The organism is Rhodococcus sp. DMF-1, from assembly GCF_021441945.1.
Classification (GTDB): domain Bacteria; phylum Actinomycetota; class Actinomycetes; order Mycobacteriales; family Mycobacteriaceae; genus Rhodococcus; species Rhodococcus ruber.
The window spans coordinates 1,184,304-1,205,713 of the sequence record NZ_CP090442.1 but is presented as its reverse complement, the minus strand read 5'-3'; the positions used below and the strand labels follow the sequence as shown (position 1 = coordinate 1,205,713).

Sequence of the window (21,410 nt, the reverse complement as noted above, 5' to 3'; positions counted from 1 at the left end):
CTTTATGATCCAAGTCACACGTCCGTCCCGATACCCCCGGAAAGGGGTGACCGATGGCGCCGGCCGGCACCTCGCCTCTCCTTCGTCCCCGCGACAGCGACGCCCTGCGCGGGGAGCTTCGCCGTACCGCGGCCGAGGCCCTGATCCCTGTCGTGTTCGCCGGGGAGGTTCGCGACGGGAACCTGCACCTGACCGAGTTCTTCGGCACCCGCACCAACGCTCTCGAGGGGGTCGTGGTCCCGCCCCGGGCCGGTCTGGGCGGCCTCGTGGTGGACCGGGCCCGGCCGGCGACGGTGCCGGACTACGGCCGGTCGTCGTCGATCACCCACCACTTCGATCGGCCGGTCCTCGGCGAGGGGCTGCGCTCGATCCTCGCGGTGCCGGTGATGGTGAGCGGGGCGGCTCGTGCCGTGCTCTACGGCGCGATCCGGGAGTGTTCCCCGCTCGGCGACCGCGCGGTGGGAGCCTTCGTGCAGGCGGCGCGACGGCTCAGCAGCGAGATCGCCGTCCGGGACGAGGTGGACCGGCGGCTGGCGATGCTCGGTTCCCTCGACCGCCCGGTCGAGAGCCCGGTCGCGGCCGCCCAGATCCGGGACGTGCACGCAGAACTGCGCGGTCTCGCCCAGTGCGTCGAGGATGCCGGCCTGCAGCGTAAGCTGCGGGACCTGTCGGACCGGCTGGCCGGGGCGCTCGGCGGCGCGGCACCGCTCCAGAGCGACGTGGTGCTCTCGCCGCGCGAGACCGACGTGCTCGCGCACGTGGCGCTGGGATGCACCAACGCCGAGATCGCCGACCGGCTGTCGGTCGGCCCGGAGACGGTCAAGAGCTACCTGCGCAGCGCGATGGGCAAGCTCGACGCCCACACCCGGCACGAGGCCGTCGTGTCGGCGCGACGCCTGGGGCTGCTGCCCTGACCGGCGGCCGGTGGGCTCTCCCGCGGCGCGCCCGGGCCGGTCAGTAGCCCTCCGGCAGCGCCGCGAACATGTCGCGGGTGACGGCGACGGCGTTGTCGGAGCTGCCGCCGCGCACGACGAGCGTCGCGAAGGCCAGGTCACCGCGATATCCGACGAACCATGCGTGGGAGCCGCCCGCGACCTCGGCCTCACCCGTCTTGCCGTACACCTCGCCCTGGTCGCGAATCCGGTCGGCGGTACCGCTGGTGATCACCAGGCGCATCATGCCGCGCAGGCCGTCGACCATCTCCGGGGTGACCGGCGGCCGGTCGCCGGTGACGACGGTCTCGCGTCCCTGCAGCAGGTAGGGCACGGGTGCGCTGCCGTGCGCGACGGTCGCCGCGGCCAGGGCCATCCCGAACGGGCTGACGACGACCCTGCCCTGACCGAAGCCGTCCTCGGCGCGCTGGACCAGGTCCTCCGCGGGCGGCACCGATCCGGAGAACGTGGGCATGCCCACCACGTCGTACTCGGGTCCGATGCCGAACTGCGCGGCCGCGACGGTGAGGGCGTCGGGCGCCATCTCGGAGGCGAGTTTGGCGAACGAGGTGTTGCACGAGCGCGCGAACGCCGTCGCCATCGGCACGGTGCCGACCGAGAATTCGTTGTAGTTCGGAACACTGCGCTCGCCGATCGTGATCCGGCCCGGGCAGGCCACCATGGTGCCCGGTCCCGCGAGCCCGCTGGAGATGGCGGCACCCGAGGTGATGATCTTGAAGGTGGAGCCGGGCGGGTACTGTCCGGCCAGCGCGACCGGCCCGTCGCGGTCGGCGGCCTTGTTCTGCGCGACGGCGAGGACCGCGCCGGTGGACGCCTCGATCACCACCATCATCGCCTGTTCCGTGCGGGCGTCGACGGCGGCCTGCGCCGCCACCTGGATGGGACGGTCCAGGCTGACGGAGAAGGACGGCGCGGGTTCGGGCGGCGTCTCGGTGAGGACCCCGGTGTCGACACCGTTCTGGTTGACCGCGACGACGCTCCACCCGGCCTTGCCGTCCACCTCGTCGATCACGGTCTTCTTGACCTGGCCGACGAGGTCGGGGGCGAAGGTACGGTCGGTGGCGACGAGATCGGCCTGCTCGGTGATCGTGACCCCGGGCACCGCCGCGAGGGTGTCGGCGACGCGTTCGTAGTCCTCCTCACGCAGCCGCACGACCGAGTAGGCGCCGTCGGCGGCGGTCGCGGTCTCGGCGATCGACTGCGCGGTCAGCGACGGGTCGAACTCGGTCAGCGCCGCCGACAGCGCCCGCGCCGCGGCCCGGACATCGCCCGCCTGCGCCGCATCGAAACCGATTCCGTAGACGATGCCCGGAACGAGCACGTCCGAGCCGGAATGCTCGTTGACGCGGGCACGCGGGGCGGGATTGGTCCGCAGCTGCATCCGCTGCCGGTCCCCGAGCTGGGGATGCAGGTTCGACCGCGTCCAGCGCACCACCCAGTCCTCGCCGCTGCGGCCCATGTTCATCTGCCCGGAGTACCGCCACACGCGCTCGCCGGGCAGGTCCCACTCGTAGACGTAGGTGACGGTCGCGGTGTCCCCGTCGATCCGCACCCCGTCGGTGTCCACCTCGAGACCCTCCGCCTGCAGCCCCGTCCACGTCGCCGCGAGCGCCTCCTCGGCCGAGTCGGGACGATCGGTCAGGGCAGCGGCCGCAGCGAAGTCCCGCTCGGCGAAGTCGGTGAGGAACTCCTGTGCGGCAGGCTCCGGTCCGGCGGGTTTGGGGGTGCATGCCACGACGCCGCCGGCCAATGCGACGGCGGCTGCCAGGATCGGCAGGAGCCGACGCGGTGCCTGGACGAACCGGACGGACGGGACCGGGGCGCAGACGGGTCGAGTTCTCATCGCCGTCATCGTAGGACCGGTGGCACCCGGGATCGGGGAGGCGACACGGCCCGGACGGAGCGGCCCCTCAGTCCAGCAGAACCGTGCAGAAGGTCGCGACCTGCCGGAAGCCGATCCGGGCGTACGCCGCGCGAGCGCGGTGATTGAAGCTGTTGACGTACAGGCTCGGCAGCCGGCCACCGGCGGTGACGGCGGCGGCGACGGCCGCGGTGCCGGTCGAGCCGAGGCCGGCGTCGCGCCTGCCGGGGTCCACCCACACGCCCTGGATCTGCCCCACAGACGAGGACTGGGAGCCGATCTCGGCCTTGAACACCACCCGGCCGTGCTCGAAGCGGGCCCATGCGCGTCCGGTGGCGATCAGGCTCTGCACCCGGCGGCGGTATCCCGCTCCGCCGTCACCCGCGCACGGATCCACACCGACCTCCTCGCGGAACATCGCGATCGCGGCCGGCATGTAGGCGTCGATCTCGTCCGGTCGCACGCGCCGCACCAGCGGGTCGGGGACGACGAGGGGTTCCCGGTCGAGCACCAGCAGCGGTTGCTCGGCCCGCACCTCGCGGGCGGGACCCCATTCCGGCTGCAGGACCTCCCACATCGGCAAGGCGAGTTCGGCACGGCCGACGAGCGACGAGCACAGGCGGGGGCCGCGGGCGGCGCGGTCCGCGAAGGCATGCAGGTCGTCGCGATCGCCGAGCAGCGGGACGAGGTTCGCCCCCGAGAAGCACAGCGACTCGTCGGGTCCGCCCCGGCTCCACATGTCACCGCCGACGGCGCGGGAGTCGAGGCCGTACTCCTCGATCCGGCCGGCCACCATGCACGCCGCCACCGGATCGCGGGCCAGCACCCGCAGCACGTGTGCGGTGTCACGGCCGCCGAGAGACCGGACTCCCAGAAGCTTGAGCACGTCCCACCACCTGTCGACTGCGGATACGCACTCAGACTGCCAGAAGCCGGGGCCGCGCGGGAGTCCTGTGCCCGCCGAACCGGTTCAGCCGACCGAGACCACCGGGTTTCCGGTGCCGGCGTCGCCTTCCATCTCCTCGGCGATGCGCATGGCCTCCTCGATGAGGGTCTCGACGATCTGGGCCTCGGGGACGGTCTTGACGACCTTGCCCTTGACGAAGATCTGGCCCTTGCCGTTGCCGGACGCGACGCCGAGGTCGGCCTCGCGTGCCTCACCGGGGCCGTTGACGACGCAGCCCATGACCGCGACGCGCAGCGGCACCTCCATGCCCTGAAGGCCTGCGGTGACCTCGTCGGCGAGGGTGTAGACGTCGACCTGCGCGCGGCCGCACGACGGGCAGGAGACGATCTCGAGCTTGCGCGGCCGCAGGTTCAGCGACTGCAGGATCTGGGTGCCGACCTTGATCTCCTCGGCGGGCGGCGCCGACAGCGACACCCGGATGGTGTCGCCGATGCCCTCGCTGAGCAGCGCACCGAACGCGACGGCCGACTTGATCGTGCCCTGGAAGGCGGGCCCTGCCTCGGTCACACCCAGATGCAGCGGGTAGTCGCACTGCGCGGCGAGCTGACGGTAGGCCTCGACCATCACGACGGGGTCGTTGTGCTTGACCGAGATCTTGAGGTCGCCGAAGCCGTGCTCCTCGAACAGGCTCGCCTCCCACAGCGCGGACTCGACGAGCGCCTCGGGCGTGGCCTTGCCGTACTTGCTCAGGATGCGCGGATCCAGCGAGCCGGCGTTGACTCCGATACGGATCGGGATGCCCGCGGCGCCGGCGGCTTTGGCGACCTCCTTCACGCGGCCGTCGAACTCCTTGATGTTGCCGGGGTTGACGCGCACGGCGGCGCAGCCGGCGTCGATGGCGGCGAAGATGTAGCGCGGCTGGAAGTGGATGTCCGCGATGACCGGGATCTGGCTCTTCTTCGCGATCGCGGCGAGCGCGTCGGCGTCCTCCTGCCGCGGGCACGCGACCCGGACGATGTCGCAACCGGACGCGGTGAGCTCCGCGATCTGCTGCAACGTCGCGTTGACGTCGTGCGTCTTGGTGGTGCACATCGACTGCACCGACACCGGGTGGTCGCTGCCCACGCCGACGTCGCCGACCATGAGCTGACGGGTCTTGCGCCGGGGCGCGAGGACGGCGGGAACTTCGGGCATGCCCAAACCGACGGGGCTGGTCACGTTTCGCCTTCTTTCGTAGCTACGCGGCAATTCTAGCGGTGTGGGTCAGAACAGCTGGATGGGGTTGACGATGTCCGCGGTGAGTGTCAACAGCATGAACGCGCCGCCGATGAGGACGAACACGTAGGTGACGGGCAGCAGCTTCGTGTAGTCGACCGGGCCGCCGACCGGCAGCCCGCGCAGCCCGCGGATCCAGTTGCGGACCTTCTCGTACACGACGACGGCGATGTGGCCGCCGTCGAGCGGCAGCAGCGGGAGCAGGTTGAACATGCCCAGGAAGAAGTTCAGCTGGGCGAGCAGCAGGACGAACATCTGCCAGATGCCCCGCTCGGCGACCTGCCCACCGATGACGGAGGCACCGACCACGCTGATCGGGGTGTCGGGGTCGCGTTCGCCGCCCGTCACCGACTCCCACAGCGCCCCCACCTTGCTGGGCAGGTCGGCGAGGGCCTGCGCGGTGAGCACGAACATGTCGCCGGTGAATTGCAGCGTGCCGCCCACTGCGGTGAACGCGTTGTATTCGGTGACGGACGGCGGCGCGGCCACCCCGATGGCGCTGACGGTCTCCGAGGTGATCGCGCCCGTCTCGGGATCCTGCACCCAGCGCTGGGCGGACTGGACCGGCACCGGGATCGTCAACGTGCGACCGTCGCGCTCGACGACGAAATCCACCGTGCCGGTCGCGGCGCGGGTGACCTCGACCAGGTCCGCGAATGTCGCGACCTCGGTGCCGCCGACGGAGACGACGACGTCCCCGACTTCGAGGCCGGCGGCAGCGGCCGGACCCGGCCCGCTGCACGGCGCGAGCTCGTAGCCCCCGGATTCACCGGCCTGGGTCGGTGCGACGCACGAGAGCTCCCCGATCTCCGCCGGGGTCTCCCCCAGCCGCGGCAGACCCCACGCCACGGCGAGCCCGAAGATCAGCACCATGCCGAGGAGGAAGTTCATCGCGATGCCGCCGGACATCACCACCACGCGCTTCCATGCCTTCTGCTTGAACATGGCGCGCTCGTGCTCGTCGGGAGCCAGCTCGTCGAGCGCCGTCATGCCCGCGATGTCGCAGAAGCCGCCCGCCGGGATCGCCTTGAGGCCGTACTCGGTCTCACCGCGCCGGAACGAGTACAGCCGCGGCCCGAACCCGATGTAGTAGCGCCGCACCTTCATGCCGAGGCGCTGCGCGGTCCACATGTGCCCGGCCTCGTGCAGGGCGATGGATACGGCGATGCCGAGGGCGAACAGCACGACGCCCAGAACGAACATCATCGGTGGCCGGTCCTCCTACTTCACGAGCGCGCGGGCTCGGTCCCGAGCCCAGCCGTCGGCGGCGAGCACATCTTCCACGGTAGCGGGTGCCGCGGACCAGGCGTCGGCGTCGGCCAGCACCGCCGCCACCGTGCGCACGATCCCGGGGAACGGCAGCGCCCCCGCCAGGAAAGCCTCCGCGGCCACCTCGTTCGCGGCGTTGTACACCGCGGTCAGGCATCCGCCGCCCACCCCGGCGGCCCGGGCGAGTTCGATCGCGGGGAAGACGTCGTGATCCACGGGTTCGAACTCCCACGTCGAGGCGGTCGTGAAGTCGAGGGCCGGCGCCGCGTCCGCGATCCGGTGCGGCCAGCCCAGCGCGAGCGCGATCGGCAGCTTCATCGACGGCGGCGACGCCTGGGCCAGCGTGGACCCGTCGGTGAAGGTGACCATCGAGTGCACGATCGACTGCGGGTGCACGGTGACGTCGATCCGGTCGTAGCCGATGCCGAACAACAGGTGCGTCTCGATCAGTTCCAGGCCCTTGTTCACCAGCGTCGCCGAGTTCAGGGTGTTCATCGGGCCCATCGACCAGGTCGGGTGGGCGCCGGCCTGCTCGGGGGTGACCGACTCGAGCCGTTCGGCCGTCCAGCCGCGGAACGGACCACCCGAGGCGGTCAGCACGAGCCGGGCCACCTCGTCGGGGCTGCCGCCGCGCAGGCACTGGGCCAGCGCCGAGTGCTCCGAGTCCACCGGCACGATCTGCCCCGGGGCCGCGGCGGCGGTGACCAGTGCGCCGCCCGCGACGAGCGACTCCTTGTTGGCCAGCGCCAGGCGTGCGCCCGTCGCCAGTGCGGCCAGCGTCGGCTCCAGGCCGAGGGATCCGACGAGGGCGTTGAGCACCACGTCGGCCTCCACGTCGCGCACCAACCTCGTCACCGCCTCCGGCCCGCTGCGGACCTGCAGGCCCGGGAGGTCGAGGCGCGCGGCGGCCTGTGCGTTCGCGACGGCCACCTCGGTCACACCGGTGACGCGGATCTGTTCGGCGAGCAGATCGATGTTGCCACCACCGGCGGCGAGACCGACCACCTCGAACCGGTCGGGGTTGGCGGCGATCACCTCGAGTGCCTGGGTGCCGATGGAGCCGGTGCTGCCGAGCAGCAGGACACGGGTGCGGGAGCTGGGTTGCGAGTCGGCCACGCCGACATTGTTCCCGACCGCCCTGAGGGGAGGCTGAATCACCCGCCCGGCGCGCGGGAGCGCGCCCCCACTTCGTACGACGGGCGGTCGTATGTCACGATTGGCCCAACAGCGAAGATCTTTGCGACCAGGAGGACAAGCGGTGGCCGGTACCGAGTTGAAGACCACTGGCGTCGACACGGCCGAGGTGCCGTCGGCGGAGTGGGGCTGGAGTGGCGAGGCGCCCCGCCTGTTCCGTTTCATGGGCTGGCTCATCGCCCTGTTCCTGCTGGCGATGATCATCGGCAACCACAACGGCAACGTCGAGAACTGGTTCCTGATCGGTTTCGCCGCGCTGCTCGTCGCCATCCTGGTGCGCGACATCGTCCAGCGCCGGCGCCGCAGGTAGCCGCACGTCCCCACAGCAACACCGAAGGGTCCGCCCGGTTCGTCCCGGGCGGACCCTTCGCTTGCCGCGAGTCCGTGTTCAGTTCTCGGCGGCGAGCTGGCCGCAGGCTGCCGCGATCTCCTGGCCCCGGGTGTCCCGCACGGTGCACGAGACCCCCTGAGCCTGGACGCGACGAACGAACTCGCGCTCGACCGGCTTCGGGCTGGCGTCCCATTCGCTGCCCGGCGTCGGGTTGAGCGGGATCAGGTTCACGTGCACCAGCGGGCCGAGCGCCTTGTGCAGCTTCTTGCCCAGCATGTCCGCCCGCCACGGCTGGTCGTTGACGTCGCGGATCAGGGCGTACTCGACGGAGACACGGCGACCGGTCCGGTCGGCGTAGTAGCGCGCGGCGTCGAGCACCTCGGCGACGGGCCAGCGGTTGTTGACCGGCACCAGCGTGTCGCGCAGTTCGTCGTCCGGCGTGTGCAGCGACACGGCGAGGGTCACGTGCAGTCCCTCGTCGGCCAGCCGGCGGATCGCCGGCGCCAGACCGACGGTGGAGACGGTGACCGACCGCTGCGACAGGCCCAGTCCCTCCGGCGGCGGGGCGGTGATGCGCCGCACCGCGGCCACCACCCGCTTGTAGTTCGCCAGCGGCTCCCCCATCCCCATGAACACCACGTTGGACAGACGACCCGGTCCCCCGGCCACGTCACCGTCGCGCAGGGCCGCGGCCGCGGCGCGCACCTGATCGACGATCTCGGCGGTGGACAGGTTCCGATCCAGGCCGCCCTGGCCGGTCGCGCAGAACGGGCAGGCCATCCCGCAGCCGGCCTGGCTCGAGATGCACAGGGTGGCGCGGTCGGGGTAGCGCATGAGCACACTCTCGAGGAGGGTGCCGTCCCCGGCGCGCCACAGCGTCTTGCGGGTCTCGCCGCCGTCGCACGCCACGTGCTTGACCGGTGTCAGCAACGCGGGGAAGAACGCCGCCCCCACCTGCTCGCGCACCTTCGCCGGCAGATCCGTCATCTTCTCCGGATCGGCCTCGAGCCGCCCGTAGTAGTGCCGGGCCAGCTGATCGGCCCGGAAGGCCGGCAGGCCCAGTTCACGCACGGCCGCCCGGCGCTGCTCGGCGTCGAGGTCGGCGAGGTGACGCGGCGGCATACCGCGTTTGGGCGCGTCGAAAACCAGGGGAAGAGAGGAGGGCATAATGACCCATTATCCATTACGGCGGCGGAGCCGGTCTTCCTCGCCGAATACGGTGTGCAGCGGCAGCCGGAGCGAGATGATCGATCCATGACCGACCGCCCCGCGAATCTGCCCGATCCGGTACCGGACCTGCCCGGCGGGGATCGGCCCGACCGGCAGGGCTCGGCGAAGGCCACGCCCGATTCCGACCTCCGTCCCGCGCCGGAGATTCCCCTCGACCGCAGCCGCGCGGCATCGACGTGGACCGGCCTGGTCATCGGTGTTCTGGTCCTGATCCTGCTGCTCGTGTTCATCCTGCAGAACCTCGACTCGGTCACCATGGAACTGTTCGCCTGGGAGTTCACCCTGCCGCTGGGGGTGAGCCTGCTGCTGTCGGCCATCGCGGGAGCCCTCGTCATGGCGCTGGCGGGCGGTGTGCGGATCCTGCAGATCAAGCGTGCCGCGAAGCGGCGGTGACACAGCGCCGCCCAGCGGCGGGTGACGAACACAACGCACCCAATCTCCCCAACGCGGCGACAAGAGGGCACCCTGGAGACAAGACCTTCACCCGAGGAGCCTGACGTGACCGCCCACCTGGATGCCCCCGCCTCCGCCACCGTCGCACCCGAGCTCGCCCGATCCTGGCTGCTCGTTCCGGGCACCGCCCCGGAGCGCTTCGCGGCGGCTGCCGCGTCCGCAGCCGATGCCGTGATCCTCGACCTCGAGGACGCCGTGCCGGCGGCCGGCAAAGCCGCCGCACGGGGTCACGTCGTCGAATGGCTGCGCGGCGGTGGCCGTGCCTGGGTGCGGATCAACGACGCCACCACCGTGCACTGGGCCGACGATCTCGCCGCGCTCGCCGCGGTTCCCGGCCTGCAGGGCGTGATGCTCGCCAAGACCGAAAGCGGCCAGCAGGTCGACGCCACCGCCGCTCAGTTGCCGCCCGGAACCCGCATCCTCGTGCTCATCGAGTCGGCGGTGGGCCTCGAGGCCACGCCCGAGATCGCCCGCGCCGACGGGACGTTCCGGCTGGCTTTCGGCAGCGGCGACTTCCGCCGCGACACCGGAATGGACGACTCCCCGCTCGCGATGGCGTACCCGCGTTCCCGCCTGGTCGTGTCGAGCCGGGCGGCCCGCCTGCCCGGTCCCGTCGACGGACCGTCGCTGACCGACGACCCCGAGGTTCTCGAGCGGGAGGCGAAGCTGACCGCCTCCATGGGAATGACCGGGAAGCTGTGCATGACCCCGGCCCGGGCACCGTTCGCCAACGCCGCCCTGAGCCCCAGTTCCGACGAGGTCGGCTGGGCCCGCGACGTGATCGACACACTCGGGGAGGACGGCCGCGGTGTGCGCGACGGCAGTGACCTGCCCCGCCTGGCCAAGGCCAAGAGGATCAGCGAACTGGCCCGGGTGTTCCGCATCCGGGGCACCCACCACCGGTAGGTTCGCGGCCCCGGCAGGTTCGCAGCCCCCGGCAGGTCCGCAGCCCCCGGCAGGTCCGCAGCCCCTGGCAGGTCCGCAGCCCCCGGCAGGTTCGCGGCACGGTCAGGCGATCTCCAGTCCCCGGGGCTTGCGGCGCACGTGCAGCCGGTAGCGCACCGTGAGGGCGGTGCCTGCCGTGCCACGCACCGCGCGCTCGGCCACCCGCGGGCCGAACTCGATGCCGAGTACGCGCTCGAGCGTGGCGCGGTCCGGGAAACGCCACTCCGTGTCGAGCCGGCGCAGGTCGAAACCTTGGGCGTCGAAGAACGCCTCGACTGTGCGCGGGTCGTAGTGCGGCAGGTCCGCGCGCATCCATTCGCCGTACGGATGGGCGGTCGCGTCGAGATCGACGATCGCGAGGGCGCCGCCGGGCCGCAGCACGCGCATCGCCTCGGCGATACCTGCCCCGCACCCGGGACCGAAGAAGTACGCGGTACGGGCGTGCACGAGGTCCACGCTGCTGTCCGCGAGCGGCAGGTGCTCGGCCGAACCGGTCTGCACTCGCACGCCCGGCCCGCCCCGCGTCCGTCGCCGTGCCAGTTCCACCAGCGGCGGGTGCGGTTCGACACCGGTCACGGTGCGCGCCGCGGCCGCGAACATCGGCAGGTGGAAGCCGGTGCCGCAGCCCACGTCGACCACGTCCCGACCGGCCCAGTCGTATGCCTCGCGCAGCGCCGTGTACACGACGCCGTGGACGTCCTGGGCGCGGTTCTCTTCCTCGTAGACCTCCGGCCAGTGCCAGATGTTGGGGCTGGGCACCACCCCGTGCGTGTCGGACCGCTGCCTTCTCGTCACCGGCCTAGACGAAGGCCCCGAGGACGAGCCAGGTGACGAACGCGGACGGCAGGATGGAGTCCAGCCGATCCATGATCCCGCCGTGGCCGGGCAGCAGGGTGCCCATGTCCTTGATGCCGAGATCCCGTTTGACCTGCGACTCGATCAGGTCGCTCGCCGTGGCCGTGGCGGCGAGCACGACGCCGAGGAGCACACCGATCCACCAGGCGGCGTCGAGCAGCAGGGTCACCGTGAGCACACCGGCGACGGTGCAGGCGAGAACCGAGCCGCCGAAACCCTCCCAGGACTTCTTCGGGCTGATCGCGGGCGCCATCGGGTGCTTGCCGAACAGCACCCCGGACGCGTATCCGCCGACGTCGGATGCGACGCACACGATCATCAGGCAGAACACCCGGGCGGCACCGTCGTCCTCGAGGACCATCAGCGTCGCGAACGACGCGAGGAAAGGTACCCATGCCGCGGTGAAGACGGTGACCGCGGTGTCGCGCAGGTAGTTGCGGGGCCGGCCGCGCAGTCCGCGGTCGAACAGCCGCCACAGCATCGACACGACGGTGGTGCCGGCGAAGGCGCCGAGCACGCCGGTGGTGCCGTAGGGCCAGCCGAGCCAGATCATCGCCTGCCCCCCGACCAGGAGCGGGACCCGGGGAACCAGGACGTCCGCCTCACGCAGGCGCTTGGTGACCTCCCAGGTGGCGATCGCGATGGCCACCGCGACGACGAGGAGCCAGGCCTTGGGGGCGAACGCGAGCACGCCGATGACGAGGCCACCGAGCCCGGCGCCCACGCCCACGGCGGCGGGCAGGTTCCGGCCGGCGCGGGACGCCTTCTTCTCCGGCTCCGCGGCAGGGGTCGGATCGGGCCGGCCCGGCGGGACCTCGGTGCCCGCCTTCGCGGCGTCGGCCGCCGAGTCGGCGTCGGTGACGCCCAGGGGGAGCTGCGGATCGGACGACCCGGCGGCGGTACCCACGGTTAAACCTCCAGCAGCTCGGCTTCCTTGTGCTTGACCAGCTCGTCGATCTGCGCCACGTACTTCGCCGTGGTCTTGTCGAGCTCCTTCTCCGCGCGGGTGACGTCGTCCTCGCCGGCCTCGCCGTCCTTCTGGATGCGGTGCAGCTCCTCCATCGCCTTGCGTCGCACGTTGCGCACGGACACCTTGGCGTCCTCACCCTTGGCCTTGGCCTGCTTGACCAGCTCGCGGCGGCGTTCCTCGGTCAGCTGCGGGATGGAGATGCGGATCAGGGACCCGTCGTTGGTCGGATTGACCCCCAGGTCGGAGTTGCGAATCGCGGTCTCGATCGGGCCGAGCTGCGAGGCCTCGTAGGGTTTGACGACCACCATGCGCGCCTCGGGGACGTTGATGCTGGCCATCTGCGTGACCGGGGTGGGCGCGCCGTAGTAGTCGACGACGATCCTGGAGAACATGCCGGGGTTCGCGCGGCCGGTGCGGATGGATCCGAGATCGTCCTTGGCCACCGTGACGGCCTTTTCCATCTTCTCCTCGGCTTCGAAGAGAGCTTCATCGATCACGGCTGTTCCTCCATGTTCCGTTGTCCGTTCATGACCGTACGAGTGTTCCGATCTTCTCACCGGCGACAGCCCGAGCGATATTCCCCTCGGTGAGCAGGTTGAAGACCATGATCGGCATGTCGTTGTCCATGCAGAGACTGAAGGCGGTCGCATCCGCGACCTTGAGGCCCTTCTCGATGACCTCGCGGTGGGTGATCTCGGTGAACAGGGTCGCGTCGGCGTCGATCCGGGGGTCGGCCGAGTAGACCCCGTCGACAGCCTTGGCCATAAGGACCACCTCCGCGCCGATCTCGAGGGCGCGCTGCGCGGCGGTGGTGTCGGTGGAGAAGTACGGCATGCCCATGCCGGCACCGAAGATCACCACGCGGCCCTTCTCGAGATGCCGGCGGGCACGCAGCGGCAGGTACGGCTCGGCGACCTGCCCCATCGTGATAGCGGTCTGGACACGGGTGTCCACGCCCTGCTTCTCCAGGAAATCCTGCAACGCAAGGGAATTCATTACCGTGCCGAGCATGCCCATGTAGTCGGAGCGAGCGCGGTCGAGACCGCGCTGCTGCAGTTCGGCGCCCCGGAAGAAGTTGCCGCCGCCGATGACCACGGCTACCTCCACCCCGGAGCGGACGACCTCGGCGATCTCCTCGGCGACGGTCGTCACCACGTCCGGGTCGAGACCGACCTTGCCCCCGCCGAACATCTCCCCACCGAGCTTGAGCAGCACCCGACGGAAACCGGGACGTTCCTGGGCGTGTTCGGACATGGTTCTCCTCGGGTCGAGCGGTGGGTCGGCCCTTTCATCCTGCCTCATCCGACCCCGTGGAACCGAGACGGGGGCGCGAGTGTCCGATCGGCCCGAAATCGGGTCGCCGACGCGCCTCGACCCCGCCGGCGAGCGCCGACGGGGTCGAGGAAACGAGAGGTCTAGCTGCCGCCGACCTCGAAACGCACGAAGCGCGACACGGTGGCACCGGCATCGTCGAGCAGCGCCTTGACGGTCTTCTTCGAGTCCGTCACCGAGGCCTGCTCGAGCAGCACGACGTCCTTGAAGAAGCCGTTGAGCCGGCCCTCGACGATCTTCGGCAGGGCGGCCTCCGGCTTGCCCTCGTTCTTGGCGGTCTCCTCCGCGATGCGGCGCTCGTTCTCGACCGTGTCGGCCGGAACCTCGTCGCGGGAGAGGTACTTCGCCTTCAGCGCGGCGACCTGCATCGCGGCGGCACGGGCGGCCTCTGCGGCGGCGTCACCCTCACCGGAGTACTCGACGAGCACGCCGACAGCCGGCGGCAGGTCGGACGCACGCTTGTGCAGGTACACCGCGACGGGGCCGTCGAAGACGGCGAGACGGCGCAGCTCGAGCTTCTCGCCGATCTTGGCGGAGAGCTCCTGCACGAGGGTGTCGACGGTCTTGCCGTCGACCTCGACGGCCTTGAGGGCCTCGAGGTCGGCCGGCTTGGCCTCGGCCGCAGCGGTGACGATCTTCTCGGCGAGAGCCTGGAACTCGTCGTTCTTGGCGACGAAGTCGGTCTCGGAGTTGAGCTCGATGAGCACGCCGTTCTTCGCGGCGACCAGGCCCTCGGCGGTGGAGCGCTCGGCGCGCTTGCCCACGTCCTTGGCGCCCTTGATGCGCAGCTGCTCGACGGCCTTGTCGAAGTCGCCGTCGTTGTCGGCGAGGGCGTTCTTGCACGCCAGCATTCCGGAGCCGGTGAGCTCACGCAGACGCTTGACGTCGGCGGCGGTGTAGTTCGCCATGGGAAGCGAGCCTCCTGTGTCTGTTGTGCGCGATGGGTGCTCGCGCGGAAGTTTCCTCTGATGCGGCTCGGTCGCGTGCGGGTGCACTGATGCGGCGCGGTCGCGTGCGACGGCCCCGACCATGATCTCAGGATCTACCGGTCGGGGCCGCGCATCGGATCAGGCTTCGGCGGAGGGCGCCGCGTCGGCGGCGGGGGCCTCGGCTTCGGCGGCCGGGGTGGCCTGCGCGAGCAGCTCCTGCTCCCACTCGGCGAGCGGCTCGCCGGCGCCGGCCTCCGGCTTGGCGTCCTTGTCGGCGCTCTGGCCGGCGCGGGCCTGCACGCCCTCGGCGACGGCGGAGGCGACGACCTTGGTCAGCAGCGCAGCCGAACGGATCGCATCGTCGTTGCCCGGGATCGGGTAGTCGACGACGTCGGGATCGCAGTTGGTGTCGAGGATCGCGACGACCGGGATGTTCAGCTTGCGGGCCTCGCCGACGGCGATGTGCTCCTTGTTGGTGTCGACGACCCAGATCGCCGACGGCACCTTGGCCATGTCGCGGATGCCACCGAGGGTGCGCTCGAGCTTGGTCTTCTCACGCGTGAGCATGAGGATTTCCTTCTTGGTGCGACCCTCGAACCCACCGGTCTGCTCCATCGACTCCAGCTCCTTCAGGCGCTGCAGGCGCTTGTGGACGGTGGAGAAGTTGGTGAGCATGCCGCCGAGCCAGCGCTGGTTCACGTAGGGCATCCCGACCCGGGTGGCCTCTTCCGCGATGGACTCCTGCGCCTGCTTCTTGGTGCCGACGAACAGCACGGTGCCACCGTGGGCGACCGTCTCCTTGATGAACTCGTACGCCTTGTCGATGTACGTCAGGGTCTGCTGCAGGTCGATGATGTAGATGCCGTTGCGGTCGGTGAAGATGAACCGCTTCATCTTCGGGTTCCAGCGACGGGTCTGGTGACCGAAGTGGGCGCCGCTGTCGAGCAGCTGCTTCATTGTTACGACAGCCATGGCTGTTCTCTCTTTCGGTTCGGTTGCCGCGGGAGATCGGGTGATCCCCGCCCTGGCGTCCGCATGCCCGTCGGACCCTTGCGGGACCGGCCGACGGCCAATTTCCGATGGCGCCCGGAGCACCGGGCGGCGATCAGCGCGCGGACGCGCGAAGTCGATCTGCGAACACAGACCGCTCGAACAGTGTACGGCCTTGCCCTGCGGGAACCACAACTGCCTGATCAGCGGGCCGGTTCGGACGATCTGTGGACGAATCGGAGGGTTGTCCACAATGCCGGGCAGACTCTGTCCGTCGCAGGCACCGCCCGGCACGCTGGGCGGATGAAGATCACCGGGATCGCCGTCCTGACCGCGCTCGCCGCACTGGCGGGGTCGATTCCCGCCGCGGCGTCCCCCCGCGAGTTCGGCTGGCCGCTGCAGCCACGGCCGGCGGTGGCCCGCCCCTTCGACGGTCCCGAGCACGACTGGCTTCCCGGGCACCGGGGCGCCGACCTCGCCGGCCGGCCCGGGCAGCCGGTGCTCGCCGCCGGTGCCGGTGTAGTGGTGTTCGCGGGGACCGTCGCCGGCAAACCCGTGGTCTCGGTGGAGCACGCCGGCGGGCTGCGCACCACCTACGAGCCGGTGACCGCGACGGTCACCGCCGGCCGGCGCGTGGAACGGGGGGACCCGCTCGGCACCCTCGAGCCGGGCCACGAGGGTTGCTCCGCGGTGGCCTGCCTGCACTGGGGAATGCGCCGAGGCCGCGACGACTACCTCGACCCGTTGCCGCTCGTGCGGTCGGTGATCCGTCTCGAGCCCGTGTCCGGGCGCGGCGGCGGGACCGCTCAGGCGCGCCCGCGGCTCGGCTCCGGGCCGCGGCCCGCGGCGTGACGTCCCGACACCGCGGCGAAGTCGTCGGCGACCATGGCGGCGAGTTCGAGGAAGGCGCGACGAGTGGCGGGCCGGAGCAGAGCGAGGTCGATCTCGGCCCCCTCGGCGAGGTGCTCGTCGAACGGCACCACCTGCACGGCCCGGCACCGCGCGAGGAAGTGGCCCGTCAGTGCCTGCATGTCGATGTTGGTGGCCCCGGGCCGGGCAGCGCTGATCACCACGACGGTGCGCTCGACGAGCGCCCCGAAACCGTGGTGCTGCAACCAGTCGAGCGTCGCGGCAGCGCTCCGGGCCCCGTCGATCGCCGGGGATGCGACGAGCACGAGCGCGTGGGCGAGATCGAGCACCCCCCGCATCGCCGAATGCATGATGCCCGTGCCGCAGTCGGTGAGGACGACGTTGTAGTACACCCGCAGGATGTCCACGACGCGGCGGTAGTCCTCCTCGCTGAACGCCTCGGACACGGCCGGGTCGCGTTCGCTCGCAAGCACCTCGAGACGGCTCGGCGCCTGCGACGTGTGCGCGCGGACGTCGGCGTAGCGGGAGATCCGCGGGGCCGCGGCGAGCAGGTCGCGCACCGTGGACTCGGTCTGCTGGGGCACTCGCTGCGCGAGCGTCCCGAAGTCCGGATTCGCGTCGACCGCGATCACGCAGTCCCCCCGCAACGAGGCGAACGTGGAGCCCAGACCGACGGTGGTCGTCGTCTTCCCGACACCGCCCTTGAGGGAGAGCACCGCGATCCGGTAGTCGCCGCTGATCGGCTGCCGGACCCGGTCCCGGAGCTCACGCCGGTACGCCTCGTCGGTCGATTCGCCGGGCGCGAGGATCCCGCCGGTGAGCCGGTGCACGCTGCGCCGCCAACCGGCTGCCGGAGAGCGCCGGGACCGCCGGACCAGGGCGCCGGAGGTCAGGTCCTGATCGGACGGCCGGGGCTCCGGCGCGCCGGACTCCACCGTGCCGGTTTCCCGGCGGTGTCCTGGGGTGGAATGCCCGGGAGGGGTCGACGACGTCGGGCGTTCGGGATCGTCCGCCGCTCGCAGGGGTGACCCGGCGGCGTCCGCGCCGGGCGTGGGTGGACGCGGTGCGGGCTCGGTGCGGTGATGTTCCCCCGGACCGTTCTGCCCCGCCGCCTCCTCCGGACCGGTCGCAGTCGCGGGCCCGGCCACCGCGGCGTCGGCGGGTTGTCCGGTGACAACCGGTTCCGGCACCACCGGTTCTGTTGTTGCGGCTTCGAGGGCGGGTTCAGGGTCCGCAGGTTCGGGCTCCCCAGGTTCGGGGTCCCCAGGTTCGGGGGTGACGGGTTCGGGGGTGACGGGTTCGACACGGGACGGTTCGGGAACCGCTGCATCGACGATCCGCGCTTCGGGCACAGATGCGGGACGTTCTCGAGGAGGCATGCCGAACGGGACCGACGGCACCGGATCCGGCAGACCCGTCGACCGGTCCACCTCGACGGGCGCGGGCCGGGACGGCGGATGTACAGGCTGCGCAGGCGGCTCCGGCTGCGCAGGCAGCTCCGGATGCGCAGGCAGCACGACCGCACGGTCGCCACCCCGTCGCCTTCCGCGGCGGCCGACCGGCGCCGGTTCGTCCCGAAGCCAGGCAGGCAGAGCGTGCGTCGACTCCTCGTGTCCCACAATTCCCCCCGGATTGCGCAGCAGGTGCGGCGGCGACCGTACCAAACCTCGGGTTCGTCGTCGCCCGGGTCACGCCCGCGGATGCGCCTGTTCGTGCGCCGCCCTCAGCCGCGCTACCGACACATGGGTGTAGAGCTGGGTCGTCGCGAGGCTCGCATGTCCGAGCAACTCCTGCACCACCCGCAGGTCGGCCCCGCCCTCGAGCAGATGGGTGGCGGCGCTGTGCCGCAGCCCGTGCGGCGCGAGGTCGGGCGCGCCGGGGACCGCGGCCACGTTCTCGTGCACCACGGAACGGACCTGGCGCGGGCCCAGCCGCCCGCCGCGTGCACCGAGCAGAAGTGCGGGCCCGGAGTCCGGGCGCGCGAGGGCGGGCCGTCCGCTGTGCAGCCACGCGTCGAGCGCAGTGGCGGCGGGCGCACCGTACGGCACGGTCCGCTCCCTGTTTCCCTTGCCGAGCACGCGCAGCGCCCGACGATCGGCATCGACGTCGTCGACGTCGAGCCCGCACAGCTCCCCGACCCGGATCCCCGTCGCGTACAGCAGCTCCAGCACGAGCCGGTCGCGCAGCGCCACCGGGTCCAGCTCTCGCGCACCGGCTTCCGCAGCCGCCATGACCTCGCATGCCTGGTCGGCCCGCAACACCGGCGGAAGGGTGCGATGGGTGCGGGCCGACACCAGCCGAGCCGCGGGATCGTGGTCGAGCCGGCCGGTACGGGCCAACCACGCGCAGAAGGTCCGGGCGGAGGAGGTGCGCCGCGCCAGGGTCGTACGGGCAGCGCCACCCGCGACCTGGTCGGCCAGCCAGGAGCGAAGCACCTCGAGGGTGAGGTCGTCGATCCGCGCATCCGGGTGGCCGGTCTCGAGGTGGGCGAGGAGGGTGCGGATGTCGGTCGTGTACGCGCGGATCGTGTGGGCAGACCGGCCGCCCTGCAAGTCGAGGTGCTCGACGAACTCCTCGAGGTGCACGGCGAGAGGCGGCGGCAGCGCGGTGTCCATGGCCGTCACCGTGCGCCGTGGGTACCGCCCACGCAACCGAACACGCCGATCGGGCCCACACTAAGGTTAGTTCGTGAGTAAAACGATTCCGTTGCCGATGCTGTTCGGTCTGGCACTGCTCTCCGCTACCGCGCCGCTGGCCACCGACATGTATCTGCCCGGACTGCCGATCATGTCGGAGAGTCTCGGCACCAGCACGGTAGGCATCCAGCTCACGCTCACCACCTTCATGGCCGGCCTCGGCGTCGGGCAGCTCGTCGTGGGACCGCTCTCCGACGGGTGGGGCAGGCGTCGCCTGCTACTGGCGGGCACCGTCGTCCTGGCTCTGAGCAGCGCCCTGTGCGCGACGGCGCCGACAGTGGAGGTGCTCATCGCGGCGCGCCTGATCCAGGGCTTCAGCGGCGGCACGGGAATCGTGCTGGCGCGCGCAGTGATCGCGGATCGCTCCCGCGGCAACGAGGCCGCCCGCCTGTTCAGCATCATGATGATCATCGGCGGAGTGGCACCGATCGTCGCACCCCTGCTCGGCGGCGTCCTCCTCGGGCCGATCGGTTGGCGCGGCATCTTCTGGGTTCTGACGGGCCTCGCGGTGGTGATGGTCGTCGCGGTGCTCACGGTCGTTCCGGAGACACTGCCGCCCGAACGCCGCCACAGCGGGGGCCTGGCGACGCTCGCCCGCAACTTCGGCACGGTGATCGGCAATCGGCAGTTCGTGGGTTACGCCGCGACGTTCGCGCTCGGCTTCGGCGCCATGTTCTCGTACATCTCCGCGTCACCGTTCGTGGTCCAGGAGGTCCTGGGAATGACGCCGGGACAGTTCTCCCTGATCTTCGCCGTCAACTCGGTGGGCCTCGTCGCAGGCAACATCGTCAACACCCGGCTCATCGGCCGCTTCGAGGTGCGGAACCTGTTGCGGTACGGCGTAGCCCAGATGCTGGCCGCCGGAATCCTGCTGGTGCTCGCGGTCCTGGTCGCGGACACGGCCCGCTGGCTGGTGCTGCCCCTGCTGTTCCTCGTCGTCTCCAGCCTCGGCTTCGTCATGGGCAACGCGACGGCGCTGGCGCAGGGGCAGGTGCCGAAGACGGCGGGCACCGGTTCCGCGGTCATGGGCGCCTCGCAGTTCGGCCTGGCCGCCCTGGTGTCGCCGCTGGTCGGGCTCGGCGGGGAGGACACCGCGCTGCCGATGGCGCTGGCGATCGCGATCTCGGCCGCGCTGTCGATGACCGCACTGCTCACCCTCACCCGCGAACGCCCCTGAGCCCGCTCACCGCGCTTCGGCCGTGGCGAGTTCGCGCTTCCACTCCCGGAAGCCCTCCTCGCTGCGGCCGCGCCGCCAATACCCGGAGATCGACGCGCGTGCCGCCGGAACCCCGCGGGTCTTGCGGACGTACGGCCGCAGGTACTGCATGACGGTCTCCGCTTCCCCGTGGATGAACACGTGCGGGTCTCCCGGCAGCCACTCCGCGCCGGTCACGGCCGAGACCAGGGGCGCGCTCGCGCCGGACAGGTCCGGCCCGGCATTTCCGGCAGCGGAGCCGCGGTGCAGCCAGGTGACCTCGACTCCGGCGGGCGCCGCGAGGGCGATTTCGTCGTCGGGGCCGGCCACCTCGAGGAACACCCGGCCCCGCGCATCCGGAGCCAGGGCTTCGAGCGCCGCGGCGACGGCCGGAATCGCGGTGTCGTCCCCGGCGAGCAGGTGCCAGTCGGCGTCCGGATCCGGACGGTAGGCGCCTCCCGGGCCACGGACCACGACGGTCTGCCCCGGCCGTACGGACGCCGCCCAGGGGCCGGCGACACCCTGATCGCCGTGGACGACGAAATCGATCGCGATCTGCCCGGCCTCCCGGTCCACAGCCCGCACCGTGTACGTACGCAGGACCGTCTCGCCGTCGGCCTCCAGCTCGAGTTTGACGTACGAATCCGTGTGCGGGCCGGGTTCGAACTCGTCGAACCCGGGACCGCCGAGGTACACCCGCACCAGGTGCGGGGTCAGGCGTTCGCTGCCCGTCACCGTCAGGGTCGTCGATCGCGGGGACTTCGGGGCCACGCCCACCTCCATATTTGCTCAGCCTTACCTAACCACTGCAGCGTACGCGTGCCGCTCGTCGCCGGCCACCGCCCCCCGCATCGACGCGACACCACCGGGATCGGCCGATCCGCCGACATCGCCCCGGAATTCCGCCATCGTTGCGGTATGCGAGAAACGATGAACACCGTCACGTCGCAGTACCTGACCAGCCTCGTCGGCGCCCTCGAGGAGACGGACCGCCGGCGCGAGGCGATCGGCGCACAGCTGGCCGAGCTCGAGTACGTCCTACTCCAGACCGGGGAGACCGAGCTCGCGGCCCAGGTGACCCGGGTGCTCGGCGACAAGTACTACAAGCCCATCCTGGCCAAAGCCGAGGAGCTACGCGGGCACGAGCAGTCCTGA

At 71.2% G+C, this 21,410-nt stretch carries 22 protein-coding genes; 7 read left to right on the top strand and 15 right to left on the bottom strand.

Annotated elements, in window-relative coordinates:
• Positions 1-53: 53 nt before the first annotated feature.
• On the top strand, positions 54-914 hold the full coding sequence (locus LZP97_RS05610; RefSeq protein ID WP_040271842.1) for a helix-turn-helix transcriptional regulator: 861 nt from the start codon (positions 54-56) through the stop codon (positions 912-914).
• Between the two features lie 40 nt (positions 915-954).
• Here LZP97_RS05610 and LZP97_RS05605 read toward each other — a convergent pair whose 3' ends face one another.
• From LZP97_RS05605 to dxr, 5 genes are all read right to left on the bottom strand, one after another.
• A complete protein-coding gene (locus LZP97_RS05605) occupies positions 955-2,796 on the bottom strand; it encodes a penicillin-binding transpeptidase domain-containing protein (RefSeq protein WP_010592727.1) in 1,842 nt (613 codons plus the stop codon).
• 67 nt (positions 2,797-2,863) lie between these two features.
• Positions 2,864-3,700 carry a GNAT family N-acetyltransferase gene (locus LZP97_RS05600; RefSeq protein ID WP_017680563.1) on the bottom strand — a complete coding sequence of 279 codons (837 nt, stop codon included), beginning with the start codon at positions 3,698-3,700 and terminating at the stop codon, positions 2,864-2,866.
• Between the two features lie 84 nt (positions 3,701-3,784).
• On the bottom strand, positions 3,785-4,939 hold the full coding sequence (ispG, locus tag LZP97_RS05595) for a flavodoxin-dependent (E)-4-hydroxy-3-methylbut-2-enyl-diphosphate synthase (protein ID WP_010592729.1): 1,155 nt from the start codon (positions 4,937-4,939) through the stop codon (positions 3,785-3,787).
• Between the two features lie 45 nt (positions 4,940-4,984).
• Entirely contained in the window at positions 4,985-6,202 is a 1,218-nt protein-coding gene (locus LZP97_RS05590; protein ID WP_010592730.1) for a M50 family metallopeptidase, read from the bottom strand.
• A 15-nt stretch (positions 6,203-6,217) separates the two neighbouring features.
• Positions 6,218-7,381, bottom strand: a complete 1,164-nt coding sequence (gene dxr / locus LZP97_RS05585) for a 1-deoxy-D-xylulose-5-phosphate reductoisomerase (RefSeq protein WP_010592731.1) — start codon at positions 7,379-7,381, stop codon at positions 6,218-6,220.
• Positions 7,382-7,523: 142 nt separating this feature from the next.
• Between dxr and LZP97_RS05580 the strand changes: the two genes are divergently transcribed.
• Positions 7,524-7,769, top strand: coding sequence for a DUF2631 domain-containing protein (locus LZP97_RS05580; RefSeq protein WP_010592732.1), 246 nt, complete (start codon positions 7,524-7,526; stop codon positions 7,767-7,769).
• Positions 7,770-7,847: 78 nt separating this feature from the next.
• On the opposite strand, the gene rlmN is transcribed toward LZP97_RS05580, so the two are convergent.
• The gene (gene rlmN, locus LZP97_RS05575; protein ID WP_010592733.1) at positions 7,848-8,957 is read right to left on the bottom strand and encodes a 23S rRNA (adenine(2503)-C(2))-methyltransferase RlmN; all 1,110 of its coding nucleotides are present in this window, start codon (positions 8,955-8,957) and stop codon (positions 7,848-7,850) included.
• 87 nt (positions 8,958-9,044) lie between these two features.
• On the opposite strand from rlmN, the gene LZP97_RS05570 reads away from it, so the two are divergent.
• Entirely contained in the window at positions 9,045-9,413 is a 369-nt protein-coding gene (locus LZP97_RS05570) for a LapA family protein (protein WP_048772761.1), read from the top strand.
• Positions 9,414-9,518: 105 nt separating this feature from the next.
• Entirely contained in the window at positions 9,519-10,379 is an 861-nt protein-coding gene (locus LZP97_RS05565) for an HpcH/HpaI aldolase/citrate lyase family protein (protein ID WP_017680559.1), read from the top strand.
• A 102-nt stretch (positions 10,380-10,481) separates the two neighbouring features.
• Here LZP97_RS05565 and LZP97_RS05560 read toward each other — a convergent pair whose 3' ends face one another.
• The 6 genes from LZP97_RS05560 to rpsB all read right to left on the bottom strand — a co-directional run bounded on the left by LZP97_RS05560 (position 10,482) and on the right by rpsB (position 15,476).
• Complete coding sequence (locus LZP97_RS05560) at positions 10,482-11,180, bottom strand: class I SAM-dependent methyltransferase (protein WP_048772758.1); 699 nt, start codon at positions 11,178-11,180, stop codon at positions 10,482-10,484.
• Between the two features lie 37 nt (positions 11,181-11,217).
• Positions 11,218-12,180 (bottom strand): phosphatidate cytidylyltransferase, encoded by a 963-nt coding sequence (locus LZP97_RS05555; RefSeq protein WP_010592738.1) that lies wholly within the window; start codon positions 12,178-12,180, stop codon positions 11,218-11,220.
• A gap of 2 nt (positions 12,181-12,182) precedes the next feature.
• Positions 12,183-12,740: a ribosome recycling factor gene (frr, locus tag LZP97_RS05550; RefSeq protein ID WP_006937444.1), complete on the bottom strand. Its 558-nt coding sequence runs from the start codon at positions 12,738-12,740 to the stop codon at positions 12,183-12,185.
• Positions 12,741-12,768: 28 nt separating this feature from the next.
• Positions 12,769-13,497, bottom strand: a complete 729-nt coding sequence (pyrH, locus tag LZP97_RS05545; RefSeq protein WP_003939001.1) for a UMP kinase — start codon at positions 13,495-13,497, stop codon at positions 12,769-12,771.
• Positions 13,498-13,658: 161 nt separating this feature from the next.
• Positions 13,659-14,483, bottom strand: a complete 825-nt coding sequence (tsf, locus tag LZP97_RS05540) for a translation elongation factor Ts (protein WP_010592739.1) — start codon at positions 14,481-14,483, stop codon at positions 13,659-13,661.
• 159 nt (positions 14,484-14,642) lie between these two features.
• Positions 14,643-15,476: a 30S ribosomal protein S2 gene (gene rpsB, locus LZP97_RS05535; RefSeq protein ID WP_003939003.1), complete on the bottom strand. Its 834-nt coding sequence runs from the start codon at positions 15,474-15,476 to the stop codon at positions 14,643-14,645.
• A 321-nt stretch (positions 15,477-15,797) separates the two neighbouring features.
• Here rpsB and LZP97_RS05530 point away from each other — a divergent pair, with 321 nt between their 5' ends.
• Complete coding sequence (locus tag LZP97_RS05530; RefSeq protein WP_048772754.1) at positions 15,798-16,346, top strand: M23 family metallopeptidase; 549 nt, start codon at positions 15,798-15,800, stop codon at positions 16,344-16,346.
• On the opposite strand, the gene LZP97_RS05525 is transcribed toward LZP97_RS05530, so the two are convergent.
• Together LZP97_RS05525 and LZP97_RS05520 are read right to left on the bottom strand one after the other, a co-directional pair.
• Entirely contained in the window at positions 16,301-17,557 is a 1,257-nt protein-coding gene (locus tag LZP97_RS05525) for a nucleotide-binding protein (protein ID WP_152693018.1), read from the bottom strand. The genes LZP97_RS05530 and LZP97_RS05525 overlap by 46 nt on opposite strands.
• A gap of 495 nt (positions 17,558-18,052) precedes the next feature.
• Positions 18,053-18,979: a tyrosine recombinase XerC gene (locus tag LZP97_RS05520; RefSeq protein ID WP_010592743.1), complete on the bottom strand. Its 927-nt coding sequence runs from the start codon at positions 18,977-18,979 to the stop codon at positions 18,053-18,055.
• Positions 18,980-19,076: 97 nt separating this feature from the next.
• On the opposite strand from LZP97_RS05520, the gene LZP97_RS05515 reads away from it, so the two are divergent.
• Positions 19,077-20,237 carry a multidrug effflux MFS transporter gene (locus tag LZP97_RS05515; protein WP_017680555.1) on the top strand — a complete coding sequence of 387 codons (1,161 nt, stop codon included), beginning with the start codon at positions 19,077-19,079 and terminating at the stop codon, positions 20,235-20,237.
• Between the two features lie 6 nt (positions 20,238-20,243).
• Here the strand turns inward: LZP97_RS05515 and LZP97_RS05510 are convergent, their stop codons facing one another.
• Positions 20,244-21,038 (bottom strand): siderophore-interacting protein, encoded by a 795-nt coding sequence (locus LZP97_RS05510; RefSeq protein ID WP_010592745.1) that lies wholly within the window; start codon positions 21,036-21,038, stop codon positions 20,244-20,246.
• Between the two features lie 135 nt (positions 21,039-21,173).
• Here LZP97_RS05510 and LZP97_RS05505 point away from each other — a divergent pair, with 135 nt between their 5' ends.
• A complete protein-coding gene (locus LZP97_RS05505) occupies positions 21,174-21,410 on the top strand; it encodes a hypothetical protein (RefSeq protein ID WP_225222748.1) in 237 nt (78 codons plus the stop codon).